The following is a 16028-nucleotide window of genomic DNA, read 5'->3' on the forward strand; positions in this document are numbered from 1 at the left end:
CCGGCAGCGTTTCCCTGGAATGCCTGGCAACAAGGCGGTAAACAAGCCGTCGCTTTGCCTGTGCTAATATCCTGCCCCTGTTAATTATTTTGTATATGGGTTGCCCATGAAGTTGTCCATGCCGCGTTTCGATCAAGCCCCGGTACTGGTGGTGGGCGATGTCATGCTCGACCGCTACTGGCATGGCGGTACCTCACGGATTTCACCTGAAGCGCCGGTGCCGGTGGTCAAGGTCGAACAGATCGAGGACCGTCCGGGCGGTGCCGCCAACGTCGCCTTGAACATCGCTGCCCTTGGCGCGCCGGCGGCGCTGGTCGGGGTGACCGGCCAGGACGAGGCTGCCGACAGCCTGGCCAACAGCCTGCAGGCTGCCGGTGTGCGCTCGATCTTCCAGCGTATCGCCCATCAGCCGACCATCGTCAAGCTGCGGGTCATGAGCCGCCACCAGCAGTTGCTGCGTATCGATTTCGAAGAACCCTTCGCCACCGACCCGCTGTCCCTGGGCGCCGAGGTCGATACCTTGCTCGACGGCGTCAAGGTGCTGGTGTTGTCGGACTACGGCAAGGGCGCGTTGAAAAACCACCAGAGCCTGATCCAGGCCGCCCGCGCCAAAGGCATTCCGGTGCTGGCCGACCCCAAGGGCAAGGATTTCTCGATCTACCGAGGCGCCAGCCTGATCACCCCGAACCTCAGCGAGTTCGAAACCATCGTTGGCCGTTGTGCCGACGAGGCCGAGCTGGTGGCCAAGGGCGCCCAGTTGATGAGCGAGCTGGAACTGGGCGCCTTGCTGGTGACCCGTGGCGAGCACGGCATGACCCTGCTGCGCCCCGATCACCCGGCCTTGCACTTGCCGGCCCGGGCCCGTGAAGTGTTCGACGTGACCGGTGCCGGTGACACGGTGATCTCGACCCTCGCCGCCGCCATCGCTGCTGGTGAAGAGCTGCCTCATGCGGTCGGCCTGGCAAACCTTGCCGCCGGTATCGTGGTCGGCAAGCTGGGTACTGCTGCAATCAGCGCCCCCGAGCTGCGCCGCGCGATCCAGCGCGAAGAGGGTTCCGAGCGTGGCGTGCTGAGCCTCGACCAGTTGCTGCTGGCCATCGACGATGCCCGCGCACACAACGAGAAGATCGTCTTCACCAACGGCTGCTTCGACATTCTCCATGCCGGCCATGTGACCTACCTGGAGCAGGCCCGGGCCCAGGGCGATCGTCTGATCGTCGCGGTCAACGACGACGCCTCGGTCAGCCGCCTTAAAGGCCCGGGCCGGCCGATCAACAGCGTTGACCGGCGCATGGCCGTACTCGCTGGCCTCGGCGCCGTGGACTGGGTGATCAGCTTCCCTGAGGGCACCCCGGAAAACCTGCTGAGCCAGGTCAAGCCGGATGTGCTGGTCAAGGGTGGTGACTATGGCATCGACCAGGTGGTCGGCGCCGACATCGTCAAGGCCTACGGCGGTTCCGTGAAGGTGCTGGGGCTGGTGGAAAACAGCTCGACCACCGCCATCGTCGAGAAGATCCGCAAGAACTGAAGCATCGCGGGGCAAGTCGCCCCGCGCTCGGTTCTACTTGCGCAGCCCGCCACGCGCCATCTGCAACAACTCCCGCGCCCTGCCGGTCAGCCGCTTCAAGCCGCTGTCCGGTTTTGCGGGTGTCAGGCCTTGCTGCCTGACCCAATCCTTCCAGCGAATCCGCTCATCCCTGACCAGCCAGCCATCCTGTTGGGCAAAGCTTTCTGCCAGGTACAGCCCGCGGGTGCTGGCCGGCACCAGGCGATCCTTGCTCAGGGTGTAGAGCTCGGCGCGTGGCTGGCCGTCTTCCAGCGGCATCAGGTACAGGTCGGGGCGTTTACGGTTGAGGCGCGCGACCAGTTGGTCGCCTTCAAGGCGTTCGTCGACGTGGAACAGGCTCAGTGACTTGGCCTCGCGTGGTACTTGCAGGCACAGGTCGTAGATCAGTTGCAGCGAGGCAGTTGGCAAGTGCACATATGCCCGTGGCCGTTCCAGCAATTGCAGGTTGGCGCAGCGTACCGGCCGTGCGGCGCCGGACTGCGGCGTCAGCACAAAGGGCAGGGCTTCGCGGTAGTGCAGGGCGTCGGCGTAGGGCGCCGGCAGCCAGGTATCGTTGAAGCGCCCGCCCAGCCAGCCTTCCGGGGTTTCCAGCAGGCATTCCTCGGCCACCTCCTGAATTGCCGTATGCAGCGGCAGGTTCAGCTCCTGGGCCGGCACATAGCCTGAAATCAGTTTCAGCACGACATCGCCACGGTCCTGGCGGCGCTGGCGTACCAGCACCCAGTAATCGCGGTTCTGCCAGCGCAGGGTCAGGCGCACCGAGACGCCGAGGTTGGCCAGTTCGACAGCAAAGTGCTGGCTGTCGGCAACCTGGATCGGCTTGCGCCGTTGCAGGGTCTGGGCGAAGTTCAGCGGCATGCCGATGCTCTGGTACACCAGCCCTTCGGGGCTGGCCTCGACGTGCAAGGGCAGGGTCTTGAAGTTGCTCGGGTTCTTGCGGATCAGCGTTCGCGGCATGTCGGCTCCGTCTTGCGTTGGGGTCGGCCGCGGCGGCGGCGTGAGTGTCAGCGGCGCAGCACCTTGGCAACGGTTGCCACGTTATGGGCCAGGTGCAGCGGATTGATGGTGCCGACAATAGCACTGCTGACCCCGGGGTGGGCGAACAGCAGTTCGAAGCTGGCGCGCACCGGGTCGACACCGGGGCTAAGGCACACATGGCCGCTGGCCAGGGCCTTTTTCACCAGGATCGCCTTGCCGTGCTTGGCGGCGTAATCAATCACCGGCCGTTCGGCCTGCTCGTTCAGATTGTAGGTGACCATGGCGCAATCGCCGCGCTCGAGCGCCTTGAGACCGCCCGCTGCGGTTTTGCCAGACAGCCCGAAACCACGGATCTTGCCCTCCTGCTTGAGGGCTTCGAGGGTTTGGTAAACCTCCTCGTGCTCAAGGATGTGCAAGTCGTTGCCGTCGGAATGCACCAGTACCAGGTCGATGCAGTCGGTTTCCAGGCGCTTGAGGCTACGCTCGATGGAAAAGCGCGTGTGCGCTGCGCTGAAGTCGAATCGCGACTGGCCGTCCTCGAACTCCTCGCCGACCTTGCTGACGATCACCCACTGGTCGCGCTGGCCGCGTAATAGCGGGCCGAGGCGTTCTTCGCTGCGGCCATAAGCGGGTGCGGTATCGATCAGGTTGATGCCCAGCTCGCGAGCCTGGGCCAGCAGCATCCGTGCTTCGTGGTCGTCAGGAATAGTGAAGCCGCTGGGATATTTGACGCCCTGGTCGCGGCCAAGCTTGACCGTGCCCAGGCCCAGTGGCGAAACCGTCAGACCGGTACTGCCGAGGGGCCGATGCAAATCGTGCAGGCTCGGCAGGCTCATGGCAGCAGTTGCTCCCACACCGGCAGGGCCATGGGCGGTCGCGGCAATTCGGGCAGGGCCGGCTGGCCGCCTGGCTTGATGCCGTCGCGCTCAAGGTTGGCCAGCACCCGGTCACTGAAGTCCGGCGCCAGGGCCAGCTTGGTCGGCCAGCCCACCAGCAGGCGTTGCTGCTCGGCGAGGAAGGCGTTGTCGGGGCGCACCAGGCCCGATTGCGCAGGCTCGGCGCGGTCGATGCGCACGGTGGCCCAGCGCACCTGGCTGAGGTCGATCCAGGGCAGCAGGTTGCTGACTTCTTTTTTCGCCGCGGCAATCTGCGCTTCAGGCTCGCGGGCTACGCCGTCGGCTTCGGCCAGGTCGCCGCCCAGGTACCAGACCCACTGGCCATCGGCGCCCGGGTGGCTGGTGACGGTGATGCGCGGCTTCGGCCCGCCGCCCAGGCAATGGGCGTACAGCGGCTTGAGGCTGGCGCCCTTGGCCATAACCATGTGCAGCGGCCGGCGCTGCATGGCTGGCTGGCTCAGGCCCAAGGCTTCGAGCAAGGCGGCGTTGCCGGCACCGGCGCTGAGCACCACGCGCTGGGCGCGGATTTCGCGGCCATCGACGCGCAGGCCGGCCAGTTCGCCATTCTCTTCAAACGGTTCGATGCTTTGCCCGGCAAGCAGGCTGTCACCGGCCAGTTCCGCGAGCTTGTTGAGCAGGCTTGGCACATCGACGACCAATTCGGCCAGGCGATAGACCTTGCCTTTGAAGGCACGGTCCTGCAGGGCGGGTGGCAACTGCTCGCCCTTGACCTGGTCGACCCGGCCGCGCACGGCCTTGCTGGCAAAGAAGCTGGTGAGGTTGCCGGCCAGGGTGCCAGGTGACCACAGGTAGTGGGCTTCGGACAGCAGGCGCACGCCGGACAGGTCCAGCTCGCCATTGCCGGCCAGGGCCTCGCGCCAGCGCCGGGGCATGTCGGCGATGGCTTCCGAGGCGCCGGTCAGGGCACCGTGCAGCGCGTACTTGGCGCCACCGTGGATGATCCCCTGGGATTTGAGGGTCTGCTCGCCACCGAGGCTGGCGCGTTCCACCAGAACTGTCGAATAGCCGAGCCGGCGCAGGCGGGCATTGAGCCAGAGGCCTGCGACCCCGGCGCCGACGATCAGCACATCGGTGGAAATTACGGTTGGCATGCATGAACCTCACAAGCGTGGACAGACGCCCAGTATACAGCCTGTGAGCCATTGCACCTGTTGCCGATCAATGCCCGGCGGTTTTCGAGAAGACCTGGATCACCACCACGCCGCCGACGATCATGGCCATGCCGAGCATTGCCGGCAAGTCCAGCTTCTGGCCGTAGATCACCAGCGCGGCGATGCTGATCAGGACGATACCCAGGCCCGACCAGATGGCATAGGCAATGCCCACCGGAATGCTGCGCACCACCAGGGTCAGCATCCAGAACGCCACGGCATAGCCACAGACCATCAGCAGCAGCGGCAGGGGCGTGCTCAGGCCCTTGACGGCTTTCATCGAGGCGGTGGCGATGACTTCGGCGCAGATGGCGATAGCCAGGTAGGTGTAGGCATTCATGACGGTGATCCTCTGTTCTGGCTGGGCATTCTAGAGCAAGCCTGAATGGGGTAAAGTCATTACCTATCTTTTCTGGAGATAGGTTGATGGCCGAGCAGTGGAATCTGGAGCAGTTGCGCATGTTCGTGCGGGTCGCCGAGCTGCGCTCGTTCTCGGCAGTAGCCCGTGAACAGCGCAAGGCGCAATCGGCGGTGAGCAACGGCATCGCTTTGCTTGAGGCTGACCTGGGGGTGACCCTGTTCGAGCGTAGCAGCGGCCGCCAGCCGCGCCTGAGCGAAGCCGGCGCAACCTTGCTGGAAGATGCCCGCGAGCTGCTGCGCCAGTGCGAGCGCCTGGATGGCCGGGCCCTGGCCCTGATGCGCGGGCAAGAGGCGCAATTGCGGGTGGCCCAGGATGAGGCCATGCCCTATCAACCGGTGATCGACAGCCTTGATGAACTGGCCCGGCAGTTCCCCTTGCTCGAAGTGCAGATGGCCAGCGGCGCCCAGGGCGACGTGGCGCGCAAGCTGATCGAGCGGCGCGCCGATCTTGGCCTGCTGTTCCACCATGACCAGATGCCGGTGTCTCTTGAGCGCCGGGCGGTGGGGCGGATCGAGATGGTTACTGCCTGCGCCGTGGATCATCCCTTGACCCGTCTTGAGCGCGTCAGCCGTCAGGACCTGGCCCGCCACCGCCAGTTGCTGATCACCCCGCAGGAAAGCGGCTACCCCGGTGGCGAGCCGATCAGCCCACAGATCTGGCGCGCCGACAGCTTCTACGCCATGGCCGAATTGCTGATGCGTGGCCTGGGCTGGGCCTGGTTGCCGCGGCATGTGGTGCAGTACCCCACCTACCAGGCGCAGATGGTCGAGCTTGCCAGCGAATGGACACCGCCGGCACTGGTGGTCGAGCTGGTGTGGCGCCGTGACGAGCCACTGGGGCCCGCCGCGCAGTGGTTGGCCGAACGCTTCGCAGTGCACTTGCGCGCCATTGGCTAGTACACTTCGGCGCCATGAACAGAACCCTCTATACCTTGCTGTTTCACCTGGGCCTGCCGCTGGTTGCGCTGCGCCTGTTCCTGCGTTCGCGCAAGGCGCCGGCCTATGGGCAGCGCATCGCCGAGCGTTTTGCCTGCAAGCTGCCGGCCATGGCCAGGGGCGGCATCTGGGTGCACGCGGTGTCGGTGGGCGAGAGCATTGCCGCCGCGCCGATGATTCGCGCCTTGCTGCAGGCTTATCCGCAGCTGCCGATCACCATCACCTGCATGACCCCGACCGGTTCTGAGCGGGTGCGGGCGATGTTCGCCAACGAGCCGCGCATCCAGCACTGCTACCTGCCCTACGACTTGCCCTGGGCCGCCGGGCGCTTTCTCGATCACGTGCAGCCCAGGCTTGCGGTGATCATGGAGACCGAGCTGTGGCCTAACCACATTCATCAGTGCGCCAAGCGCGGTATTCCGGTGGCCCTGGCCAATGCGCGGTTGTCCGAGCGTTCGGCGCGGGGCTATGCGCGCTTTGCTGGCCTGACCCGACCGATGCTGGCCGAGATGAGCCTGATCGCGGTACAGACCGAAACCGAAGCCCAGCGCTTTCGCCAGTTGGGCGCGCGACCGGAATGCGTGCAGGTAACCGGCTCGATCAAGTTCGACCTGAGCATTGACGAGCAGCTGTTGCCGCGCGCCCGAGCCCTGCGTGAGCAGTGGCAGGCCGGCCAGCGGCCGGTATGGATCGCGGCCAGTACCCATGAAGGCGAGGACCCGATCATCCTCGCCGCCCACCGGCAGTTGCGCGAACACCATGCCGACGCCTTGCTGATCCTTGTGCCGCGTCACCCGGAGCGTTTTAACAGCGTGTTCGAGCTGTGCCGCGGGCAGTTGCCGACCGTGCGCCGCTCCAGTGGTGAAGCGGTCGTGGCCGATACCGCAGTGTTGCTTGGCGACACCATGGGCGAGCTGCTGTTTCTCTATGCCCTGGCCGATATCGCCTTCGTAGGCGGCAGCCTGGTGGCCAATGGCGGGCACAACCTGCTGGAGCCGGCGGCGCTGGCGCTGCCGGTGCTCAGTGGCCCGCACCTGTTCAACTTCCTGGAAATTGCGGCGATGCTGCGCGAGGCCGGCGCCTTGCAGGAAGTCGATGATGCCCAGGGGCTGGCGGCCGAAGTTCGCCGCCTGATTGAGTTGCCGCGGGATGCGCAGCGCATGGGCGCGGCGGGGTTGGCGGTGATGAAGGCCAACCAGGGCGCCTTGCAGCGCTTGCTTGAAGGCTTGGGGCGCTTGCTCTGACGTCATCGCGGGTCAAGTCGAGGCGTTTCAGGGCCGCTCCCACAGTAGGAGCGGCGGTGCGACGCCTCGACTTGACCCGCGATGCGTTTCAGGGCCGGGCTTCGAAGTTGGCCTTGGCCGCTGCTGCCAGGTCTGGCGGCAGGAAGTCCTTGTCCGGGTTGTAGTCCGGTTTCAGGTAGCGGCTCAAATCGCTCAGGTCCTGCGGGCTCAAGGTGCCAGCGGCTTGCTTCAGGCGCAGGTTGTCGAGGATGTAGTCGTAGCGGGTGTTGTTGTAGTCACGCACCGAGGTGTACAGCTGGCGCTGGGCATCGAGCACGTCGACGATGTTGCGGGTACCGACCTGGTAGCCGATTTCGGTGGCTTCCAGGGCGCTCTGGTTGGAGATGATCGACTGCTTGCGCGCTTGCACCTGCTCGACGTCGGTGTTCACCGCGCGGTGCAGGTTGCGGGTGTTTTCCACCACCTGGCGGCGCAGGCTCTCGCGCTGCTGCTCGCTCTGGCTCAGGCGCTGGTAAGCCTCGCGTACCTGCGAGCTGGTCAGGCCGCCGCTGTAGATCGGAATGTTCAACTGCAGGCCGATGCTGGTCTGCTCGACATCGCCGCTGTAGTTCTGCCCGGTGAGGTTGGGGTTGGAAAAGCCCAGGCTGTCGTTGTCGCCCTTCTGGTAGCGCGCTACCGCATCGACGGTCGGCGCGTGCCCGGCCTTGCGCTGGCGCAGGGTCTCTTCGGCGGCGCTCACCGCGTAGTTGGTGGCCAGCAGGTTGAGGTTCTGCTTGCCGGCAGTCTCGACCCAGGCTTTGGCGTCGTTCGGCACCGGCAGTTGCACCGGCAAGGTGTGGACGATGCCCTGCACCGAGTTGTAGTCGCGGTTGGTCAGGGTGATCAGCGCCTCGAAGGCGTCGTCGACCTGGCGCTGGGCAACGATGCGGTTGGCCCGGGCGGTGTCGTAGCTGGCCTGGGACTGCAGCACGTCGGTCTTGTCCGACAGGCCAACGTCAAAACGCTCGTTGGACTGGTCGAGCTGGCGCTTGAACGCCGCTTCCTCGGCCTTGGTCGAGGCCAGGGTGTCCTGGGCGCGCAGCACGGCGAAATAGTTTTCGGCGCTTTGCAGGATCAGGTTCTGCTCGGTGGCCGACAGCTCCAGTGCCGCCTGTTCGTTGACCGCTTCGGCCGCCTGCAACTGGAACCAGCGATCAGCGCGAAAGACCGGCTGGGCCAGGGTCGCGGACCAGGAGTTGCCGCTGCGGTTGGCGGTAATCGAAGGGCTGTCGATCTTGGTGCGGTTGTTCATCATTTCGGCGCCGGCCGAAAGGTTCGGCAGCAGGCCGGCACGGGCCTGGGGCACCACTTCCTTCTGGGCGCCGTAGTTGGCGCGGGCGGCCGCCAGGTCGGCGTTATTGTTCACGGCTTCCTGATAGACGCTGACCAGGTCGGTCTTCGCCGACAGGGGCACGTCCGCTGCCCAGGCCATTCCGTTGGTAGCACAAGACACGGCAAGGGCCAGTGAAAGTTTGCGCAGCATAGGGCAATCCTTGAACGGTGAGAATTTCTGAACTGGTGAGTGTAGTTGCGCAGCCATTTTGCAACAATCCGCTATTTGCGCCATTTATCGTGTCCATGTCCAGGTGCTTGGCTTTGTATGCCACTCCAGCTTAGACTGGCCGCGTTCTTGTCGGGGTGCCTTGTGTTGAGGCTGAGATCGGATAATCCGGATCCCGTTGAACCTGATCAGGTTAGCGCCTGCGTAGGGAACAAGATTTCTCGCTTTCCCGGCGAGTCTCTTGTGCCAGGTCCGGGAATGTCGAGTCAGCCACCACAGCTGCAGGCATCACCGCGCATTTGGCACAGCACCACCCATGGTGCGTCCGTGCCTTTCAGGTTCTCCCCGACATTCCACTGCTAGGAAGCCGTCTGGAGAGCCTGTGATGAGTAAACAAGAAAAATATACCAATCTGAGTGAATCGGCCCGGGTCGATCAACAATCCGTACAGCCATTCACCCGCTCGCGCAAAATCTATGTCGAAGGCTCGCGCCCGGACATCCGCGTGCCCATGCGTGAAATCAGCCTCGACGACACCCCGACCGACTTCGGCGGCGAAGCCAACGCCCCGGTACTGGTCTACGACACTTCCGGCCCCTACACCGACTCTAGCGTTATCATCGACGTGCGCAAGGGCCTGGGCGACGTACGCTCGGCCTGGATCGACGCCCGTGGCGATACCGAGCGCCTGGCCGGCCTGTCGTCGGACTTCGGCCAGCAGCGCCTGGCCGATGCCGAGCTGACCAAGCTGCGTTTTGCCCACGTGCGCAATCCGCGCCGGGCCAAGGCCGGCGCCAACGTCAGCCAGATGCACTACGCCCGCCAGGGCATCATCACCGCCGAGATGGAATACGTTGCCATCCGCGAAAACATGAAGCTGCAAGAAGCCCGTGCCGCCGGCCTGCTTGACCAACAGCATGCCGGGCACAGCTTCGGCGCGAGCATCCCGAAAGAAATCACCGCCGAATTCGTCCGCGAAGAAATCGCCCGCGGCCGCGCGATCATCCCGGCCAACATCAACCACGTGGAGCTGGAGCCGATGATCATCGGCCGCAACTTCCTGGTGAAGATCAACGGCAACATCGGTAACAGCGCCCTGGGCTCGTCCATCGAAGAAGAAGTGGCCAAGCTGACCTGGGGCATCCGCTGGGGCTCGGACACGGTGATGGACCTGTCCACCGGCAAGCACATCCACGAAACCCGCGAGTGGATCATCCGCAACTCGCCAGTGCCAATCGGTACCGTACCGATCTACCAGGCCCTTGAGAAGGTCAATGGCGTGGCCGAAGACCTGACCTGGGAGCTGTTTCGCGACACCCTGATCGAACAGGCCGAGCAAGGCGTTGACTACTTCACCATCCACGCCGGCGTACTGCTGCGCTATGTGCCGCTGACCGCCAAGCGCGTCACCGGCATCGTCAGTCGCGGTGGCTCGATCATGGCCAAGTGGTGCCTGGCGCACCACAAGGAGAACTTCCTCTACACCCACTTCGACGAAATCTGCGAAATCATGAAGGCCTACGACGTCAGCTTCTCGCTCGGCGATGGCCTGCGTCCGGGCTCGATTGCCGACGCCAACGACGAAGCGCAGTTCGGCGAGCTGGAAACCCTCGGCGAGCTGACCAAGATCGCCTGGAAGCATGACGTCCAGTGCATGATCGAAGGCCCGGGCCACGTGCCGATGCAGCTGATCAAGGAGAACATGGACAAGCAGCTCGAATGCTGCGACGAAGCGCCGTTCTACACCCTTGGCCCGCTGACCACCGACATTGCCCCGGGCTACGATCACATTACCTCGGGCATCGGTGCGGCGATGATCGGCTGGTTCGGTTGCGCCATGCTCTGCTACGTCACGCCCAAGGAACACCTGGGCCTGCCGAACAAGGATGACGTCAAGACCGGCATCATCACCTACAAGATCGCCGCCCATGCCGCCGACCTCGCCAAGGGCCATCCCGGCGCGCAGATCCGCGACAACGCACTGTCCAAGGCGCGCTTCGAATTCCGCTGGGAAGACCAGTTCAACCTCGGCCTGGACCCGGACACCGCACGCAGCTTCCATGACGAAACCCTGCCCAAGGATTCGGCCAAGGTCGCGCACTTCTGCTCGATGTGCGGGCCGAAGTTCTGCTCGATGAAGATCACCCAGGAAGTGCGTGAATACGCTGCCAACCAGCGCATCGAAGCGGTGGACGTGGCGCTCGAGGATGGCATGCGCGAGCAGGCCGAGCGGTTCCGCCAGGAAGGCAGCCAGTTGTACAAAAAGGTGTAACCCGTTTCGCGGGTCAAGTCGGGTCGCCGCACCGCCGCTCCCACTGCAGGAGCGGGCTTGCCCCGCGATAGGCGCAAAAGAACAACAAATTTCCTCCTGTCGAGACCACACTCGTGAGCACACCCAGCCAGTTTTCCCCCGATCACCCGGTCAGCGCCGAGCAACGCGTGCTCAGCGGCCGCGACCTCTGTTCTTTGTGGTTTTCCCTCGGCATCGGCCTGATGGTGCTGCAGACCGGTGCTTTGCTCGGCCCCGGCCTGGGCCTGGCCAATGCTGTGCTGGCGATCATCGTCGGCACCAGCGTCGGCGTGCTGCTGCTCGCCGCGGTCGCGGTCATCGGCAGTGATACCGGCCTGTCGTCGATGGCCGCCCTGCGCCGCAGCCTGGGCAGCAATGGCGCGCGTCTGCCAGCCATGCTCAACCTCCTGCAACTGATCGGCTGGGGCTCGTTCGAAATCATCGTCATGCGCGATGCCGCCAGCCTGCTTGGCGAGCGCGCCTTCGGCGAAGGCAGCGTGCTGACCAATCCGTTGCTGTGGACCTTGTGCTTCGGCGCGCTGGCCACCTTGCTGGCGGTCAGCGGGCCGTTGACCTTCGTGCGCAAGATTTTGCGCAAGTGGGGCATCTGGCTGCTGATCGGCGCCTGCCTGTGGCTGACCTGGAACCTGTTTGCCAAGGCCGATCTGGCCGCGCTGTGGGCGCGCGCCGGCGATGGTTCGATGCCGCTGGCGATTGGCATTGATATTGCCATTGCCATGCCGCTGTCGTGGCTGCCATTGATTGCCGACTACTCACGCTTCAGCCAGCGCGCCAGCCGGGTGTTTGCCGGCACGGCGCTGGGCTATTTCATCGGCAACGTGTGGATGATGAGCCTGGGCGTGGCCTACACCCTGGCCTTTGCCCCGGCGGGCGAGGTCAATACCTTGCTGCTGGCCCTGGCTGGCGCCGGCCTGGGCATTCCGTTGCTGCTGATCCTGCTCGATGAGTCGGAAAAAGCTTTTGCCGATATTCACTCGGCGGCGGTCTCCACAGGTTTTCTGCTGCGCTTGAAGGTCGAGCACCTGGCCTTGGCCATTGGCGTGCTGTGCACCCTGATCGCCAGCTTGGCGCCGCTGGCGCAGTACCAGAACTTCCTGTTGCTGATCGGCTCGGTGTTCGCGCCGCTGTTCGGCGTGGTGCTGGTCGATCACTTCATCGTCCGCCGCCGGCACAGCGACTCAAGCCCGATCCACAGCCTGCACTGGCCGGCATTGCTGGCCTGGGCGATTGGCGTAGCGGCTTACCATTTGCTGGCGCACTACGCGCCGAACGTCGGCTCGACCCTGCCGGCCTTGCTGCTGGCAGGGGTGGTCTATTGGGCCGCCGCGCCGGCAGTCAGCCGCGACCGGGAAACAACTCCGGCCTGATCACGCCGTTCAGGCGCGGGTAGGGGATTTTCAGCTCGATATGGCCCATGGAGTACGGGGCGATGGCATAGACCTCGTACTTCAGCACCACCGCGCCGTAGGTCAGGGCGATGTGCGGGGTCTGGCGGAACGGCCAGGTCTTGACGAACTCGGCGTCCTTGTCCATGCCGGTGCTGATCAGCCAGCCTTTGTGGGCTTCTTCGGCGGTCTTCCAGAAGGTCGCTTCCTGGCCCGGCACCAGCATGTCCTGCAGGCTCAGCACCTTGTCCTGCTGGCGCGAATAGTTGATGAAGCCGCGTCCGGGCATGCCGTGGGCGCCGCCGGTGTCCAGGTAGCTGGACAGTTCGATGATCACCAGTCCGTCATGCTGCTCGCGTACCTTGGCTTGCAGGTAGCTGCTGTTGCGGCTTTGCGCGCTGGCCATGAACTGCTCTTCGTAGGCTTTGAGCGAGCTGGGCAGGGCGCTGCGCTCGTTGTCCTGGGTCAGTTGCAGCAGGCGTTTCTCGACGATCCCGTCCAGCTTGGGGTTGGCCGGGAAGTGGATGGTGTCGATGTTGACCAGCGGGCAATCGGCATTGCTGCAACCGGGCTTGATGTGCTCCCAACGGTCGCGCTTGACCTCCAGCGGTGTGCGCATGTTGGGCTGGAACAGGCTCTGACAAGCGCCAAGGGCCAGGGCCAGCACGGCCACGGAAGTCAGTTTCACAAGCGTCATGATGATCCTTGTAAGGCAAAGGTGATCGGACTTGGACCGTCGGCAAGGCCGTCAGTTCGCCACTAAGCTGAATAGACCAGCGGGGTGCCTATCCTCGCAGCCTGGACGGTATCTTTAAAGAGGTGAAACGCAGCGGTACGCAGGTTAGGATGGCGCGATGCGGTAAATGAGGTAATGAGGATTCCCATGTCTGACACGTTCAACAACGCTGTGCCCAGCCAGGTCGAGATCGTCGATCGGGCCACTTGCTACAAGGGCTTCTACCGCCTCGACAAGGTGCGCCTGCGCCACGAGCTGTTCGCCGGTGGCATGGGTCGTGAGATCAGCCGCGAGCTGTTCGTGCGCCATGATGCGGTGTGTGTGCTGCCTTACGATGCCCAGCGCGACGAAGTGGTGCTGATCGAGCAGTTTCGCGTCGGCGCCATCGGCAAGGTCGACAACCCCTGGCTGATCGAACTGGTCGCCGGTCTGATCGACAAGGACGAACAACCGGAAGAAGTTGCACACCGTGAGGCCGAGGAGGAAGCTGGGCTGGTGTTCAGTACGTTGTGGCCGATGACCCGGTATTTCCCGTCACCGGGCGGCAGCGACGAGTTTGTGCATCTTTACCTGGGCCGTTGCAGCAGCGTTGGGGCCGGTGGCCTGCACGGGCTGGAAGAAGAAGGCGAGGATATTCGCGTGAAGGTCTGGGCGTTCGAGGATGCGCTGCAGGCCGTGCGCGACGGCAAAATTGCCAACGCGGCAACCATCATTGCCTTGCAATGGCTGGCCTTGAACCGCGCTGAAGTCAGGGGGCTATGGTCGTGAATCTGCTGCGCGAGCGCTACCGGGTAGATCTGGTCGGGTTGCAGGCTGCCTGCGAGGCCAACTATGCGCGCCTGATGCGCCTGCTGCCCGACATGCGCAGCACCCAGAGCTCGCGCCGGATCGGCATGACCCAGGGCGACCAGATGCTTGGCGTGCTGGTCCTCGATGTAGTGCTCGCCTGTCCCTACACCACCACCTTGCGCGTGCGCCAGGAGCACAGCCTGCCCTGGCTGCCGGTGCCGCAGCTGGAGGTGCAGGTCTACCACGACGCGCGCATGGCCGAAGTGGTCAGCGCCGAGCACGCCCGGCGTTTTCGCAGTATCTATCCGTACCCCAATGCGGCCATGCACCAGCCGGACGAAAAGGCCCAGCTCAATCTGTTCCTCGGTGAATGGCTGAGCCATTGCCTGGCCTGTGGCCATGAGTTGGCCGTCGTTCGCTGAAATGTGATGACGGTCGTTTTCGAGTATTTGCTCAACGCCCGCCAGCCGCCATAATCGCGCTGAATCCGTTCAAGGAGTCGGCCCTTGCCGCAACCATCGATCCCCCCTAGCGACGCGCCGGTGTACCTGGTGCAACTGACCGACAGTCATTTGTTTGCCGACGCGCAAGGCACGCTGCTGGGCATGAATACCCGCGACAGCCTGCAGCGGGTGATCGAGCGGGTACGCGACGAGCAGCCGCGGATCGACCTGCTGCTGGCCACCGGCGATTTGTCCCAGGATGGTTCGGTCGAGTCCTACCGCTGTTTTCGTGACCTGACCGCGAGCCTTGAGGCCCCCGCGCGCTGGCTCGCCGGCAACCATGACGAGCCGTTGCCAATGGAACAGGCGGCGCAGGGCACTGATTTGCTTGATCCGCAGGTGGATATCGGCAATTGGCGAATCCTCATGCTCAACTCGGCGGTGGCCGGTTCGGTGCCGGGCTTGCTCGATGACGGCCAGCTCAGGTTGCTAAAGAGCGCCTTGGACGAAGCGCCCGAGCGCCATCACCTGATCTGTTTCCATCACCAACCGGTATCTATCGACTGCGCCTGGATGGCGCCGATCGGCTTGCGCAACGCCGACGCACTGTTTGCTGTGCTGCAAGGTTATCCACAGGTGCGGGCCTTGCTCTGGGGCCATATTCACCAGGAGTGGGACCAGGTTCGCGACGGCGTGCGGCTATTGGCCTCACCCTCGACCTGCATCCAGTTCGAGCCGCGCAGCGAAGACTTCAAAGTCGGCGAGCAGGCCCCCGGCTACCGCTGGCTGCGCCTGCAGGCGGACGGCTCGATCGACACCGGCGTGTCGCGGGTCAGCGACTTCGAATTCACCGTCGACTACGAAGGCGACGGCTATTAAGTGTTGCCAAATCGCTGAAACTGCTGCATCTGCCGTCTAACAGGCTAAAATGCGCGCTTTCCTGCCTGGCGATCCAGGCATTCAAGGCGCATCGGGGGCGGCATGTCGGGTTCGATTCTCTATATTCACGGGTTCAACAGCGCGCCGTCGTCGAAGAAGGCCAGCCAGCTGGTAGCGGTCATGGCCCAGCTGGGGCTGGCTGAGCGCCTGCGCGTGCCGGCCCTGCATCATCACCCGCGCCAGGCCATCGCCCAGCTTGAGGCGGCGATTGCCGAGCTCGAATCGCCATTACTGGTCGGCAGCTCGCTCGGCGGCTACTATGCCACCCATCTGGCCGAGCGCCACGGGCTCAAGGCCCTGCTGGTCAACCCGGCGATCAACCCGCACCGGCTGTTCGACGGCTACCTGGGGCCGCAGCAGAACCTCTATACCGGCGAAAACTGGGAACTGACCCTGGACCACGTGCAGGCTCTGGCCGAGCTGGAAGTGCCGGCGCCGACCGATGCCGGGCGCTTTCAAGTGTGGCTGCAGACCGCCGATGAAACCCTGGACTACCGCCAGGCCGAGCAGTTCTACCGTGCCTGTGCACTGCGCATCCAGGCCGGTGGCGATCACAGCTTCCAGGGCTTTGCCGAACGCCTGCCAGCCCTGCTGAGCTTTGCCGGCATTGCCCCGCAGCAGTATCAAACACTCGATTTTTCTGTATTTTGATAACCTATTTTCACCCACGAC

Annotated in this window: 15 protein-coding genes and 1 riboswitch; of the genes, 9 read left to right on the forward strand and 6 right to left on the reverse strand. The window is 64.2% G+C overall.

What is annotated here, in order from left to right:
• Nucleotides 1-106 precede the first annotated feature (106 nt).
• Nucleotides 107-1528, forward strand: a complete 1422-nt coding sequence (gene hldE / locus LOY22_RS02250) for a bifunctional D-glycero-beta-D-manno-heptose-7-phosphate kinase/D-glycero-beta-D-manno-heptose 1-phosphate adenylyltransferase HldE (RefSeq protein WP_258596061.1) — start codon at nucleotides 107-109, stop codon at nucleotides 1526-1528.
• 33 nt (nucleotides 1529-1561) lie between these two features.
• Here the strand turns inward: hldE and LOY22_RS02255 are convergent, their stop codons facing one another.
• The 4 genes from LOY22_RS02255 to LOY22_RS02270 all read right to left on the reverse strand — a co-directional run bounded on the left by LOY22_RS02255 (nucleotide 1562) and on the right by LOY22_RS02270 (nucleotide 4953).
• Entirely contained in the window at nucleotides 1562-2524 is a 963-nt protein-coding gene (locus tag LOY22_RS02255) for a hypothetical protein (protein WP_045193775.1), read from the reverse strand.
• 47 nt (nucleotides 2525-2571) lie between these two features.
• The gene (locus tag LOY22_RS02260) at nucleotides 2572-3381 is read right to left on the reverse strand and encodes an aldo/keto reductase (RefSeq protein ID WP_093376798.1); all 810 of its coding nucleotides are present in this window, start codon (nucleotides 3379-3381) and stop codon (nucleotides 2572-2574) included.
• The gene (locus LOY22_RS02265; protein ID WP_093376795.1) at nucleotides 3378-4553 is read right to left on the reverse strand and encodes an FAD-binding oxidoreductase; all 1176 of its coding nucleotides are present in this window, start codon (nucleotides 4551-4553) and stop codon (nucleotides 3378-3380) included. Before LOY22_RS02265 ends, LOY22_RS02260 begins: the two co-directional genes overlap by 4 nt.
• A gap of 67 nt (nucleotides 4554-4620) precedes the next feature.
• Nucleotides 4621-4953 (reverse strand): multidrug efflux SMR transporter, encoded by a 333-nt coding sequence (locus LOY22_RS02270; RefSeq protein ID WP_028945643.1) that lies wholly within the window; start codon nucleotides 4951-4953, stop codon nucleotides 4621-4623.
• 86 nt (nucleotides 4954-5039) lie between these two features.
• Here LOY22_RS02270 and LOY22_RS02275 point away from each other — a divergent pair, with 86 nt between their 5' ends.
• Both LOY22_RS02275 and waaA read left to right on the forward strand, forming a co-directional pair.
• On the forward strand, nucleotides 5040-5930 hold the full coding sequence (locus LOY22_RS02275) for a LysR family transcriptional regulator (RefSeq protein ID WP_045193769.1): 891 nt from the start codon (nucleotides 5040-5042) through the stop codon (nucleotides 5928-5930).
• Between the two features lie 14 nt (nucleotides 5931-5944).
• Nucleotides 5945-7213, forward strand: a complete 1269-nt coding sequence (waaA, locus tag LOY22_RS02280) for a lipid IV(A) 3-deoxy-D-manno-octulosonic acid transferase (RefSeq protein WP_258596074.1) — start codon at nucleotides 5945-5947, stop codon at nucleotides 7211-7213.
• Between the two features lie 88 nt (nucleotides 7214-7301).
• On the opposite strand, the gene LOY22_RS02285 is transcribed toward waaA, so the two are convergent.
• Nucleotides 7302-8735, reverse strand: coding sequence for a TolC family outer membrane protein (locus LOY22_RS02285; RefSeq protein ID WP_045193767.1), 1434 nt, complete (start codon nucleotides 8733-8735; stop codon nucleotides 7302-7304).
• A gap of 141 nt (nucleotides 8736-8876) precedes the next feature.
• Nucleotides 8877-8981, forward strand: a riboswitch (TPP riboswitch).
• A gap of 157 nt (nucleotides 8982-9138) precedes the next feature.
• Between LOY22_RS02285 and thiC the strand changes: the two genes are divergently transcribed.
• Together thiC and cytX are read left to right on the forward strand one after the other, a co-directional pair.
• On the forward strand, nucleotides 9139-11025 hold the full coding sequence (gene thiC / locus LOY22_RS02290; RefSeq protein ID WP_258596076.1) for a phosphomethylpyrimidine synthase ThiC: 1887 nt from the start codon (nucleotides 9139-9141) through the stop codon (nucleotides 11023-11025).
• 113 nt (nucleotides 11026-11138) lie between these two features.
• Nucleotides 11139-12431: a putative hydroxymethylpyrimidine transporter CytX gene (gene cytX, locus LOY22_RS02295; protein ID WP_093376774.1), complete on the forward strand. Its 1293-nt coding sequence runs from the start codon at nucleotides 11139-11141 to the stop codon at nucleotides 12429-12431.
• Here the strand turns inward: cytX and LOY22_RS02300 are convergent.
• Complete coding sequence (locus LOY22_RS02300; RefSeq protein ID WP_093376769.1) at nucleotides 12400-13146, reverse strand: RsiV family protein; 747 nt, start codon at nucleotides 13144-13146, stop codon at nucleotides 12400-12402. The two genes, cytX and LOY22_RS02300, sit on opposite strands and share 32 nt — an antisense overlap.
• 186 nt (nucleotides 13147-13332) lie before the next feature.
• On the opposite strand from LOY22_RS02300, the gene LOY22_RS02305 reads away from it, so the two are divergent.
• The 4 genes from LOY22_RS02305 (at nucleotide 13333) to LOY22_RS02320 (ending at nucleotide 16007) form a co-directional block, all read left to right on the forward strand.
• Nucleotides 13333-13953 carry an NUDIX domain-containing protein gene (locus tag LOY22_RS02305; RefSeq protein ID WP_093376764.1) on the forward strand — a complete coding sequence of 207 codons (621 nt, stop codon included), beginning with the start codon at nucleotides 13333-13335 and terminating at the stop codon, nucleotides 13951-13953.
• Nucleotides 13944-14396 (forward strand): DUF1249 domain-containing protein, encoded by a 453-nt coding sequence (locus tag LOY22_RS02310; RefSeq protein WP_045193762.1) that lies wholly within the window; start codon nucleotides 13944-13946, stop codon nucleotides 14394-14396. Before LOY22_RS02305 ends, LOY22_RS02310 begins: the two co-directional genes overlap by 10 nt.
• A gap of 84 nt (nucleotides 14397-14480) precedes the next feature.
• Nucleotides 14481-15296, forward strand: coding sequence for a 3',5'-cyclic-AMP phosphodiesterase (cpdA, locus tag LOY22_RS02315; protein ID WP_093376759.1), 816 nt, complete (start codon nucleotides 14481-14483; stop codon nucleotides 15294-15296).
• A gap of 102 nt (nucleotides 15297-15398) precedes the next feature.
• Nucleotides 15399-16007: a YqiA/YcfP family alpha/beta fold hydrolase gene (locus LOY22_RS02320; RefSeq protein WP_258596079.1), complete on the forward strand. Its 609-nt coding sequence runs from the start codon at nucleotides 15399-15401 to the stop codon at nucleotides 16005-16007.
• Nucleotides 16008-16028: the final 21 nt, after the last annotated feature.

Source organism: Pseudomonas sp. B21-035, from assembly GCF_024748945.1.
Lineage (GTDB): Bacteria > Pseudomonadota > Gammaproteobacteria > Pseudomonadales > Pseudomonadaceae > Aquipseudomonas.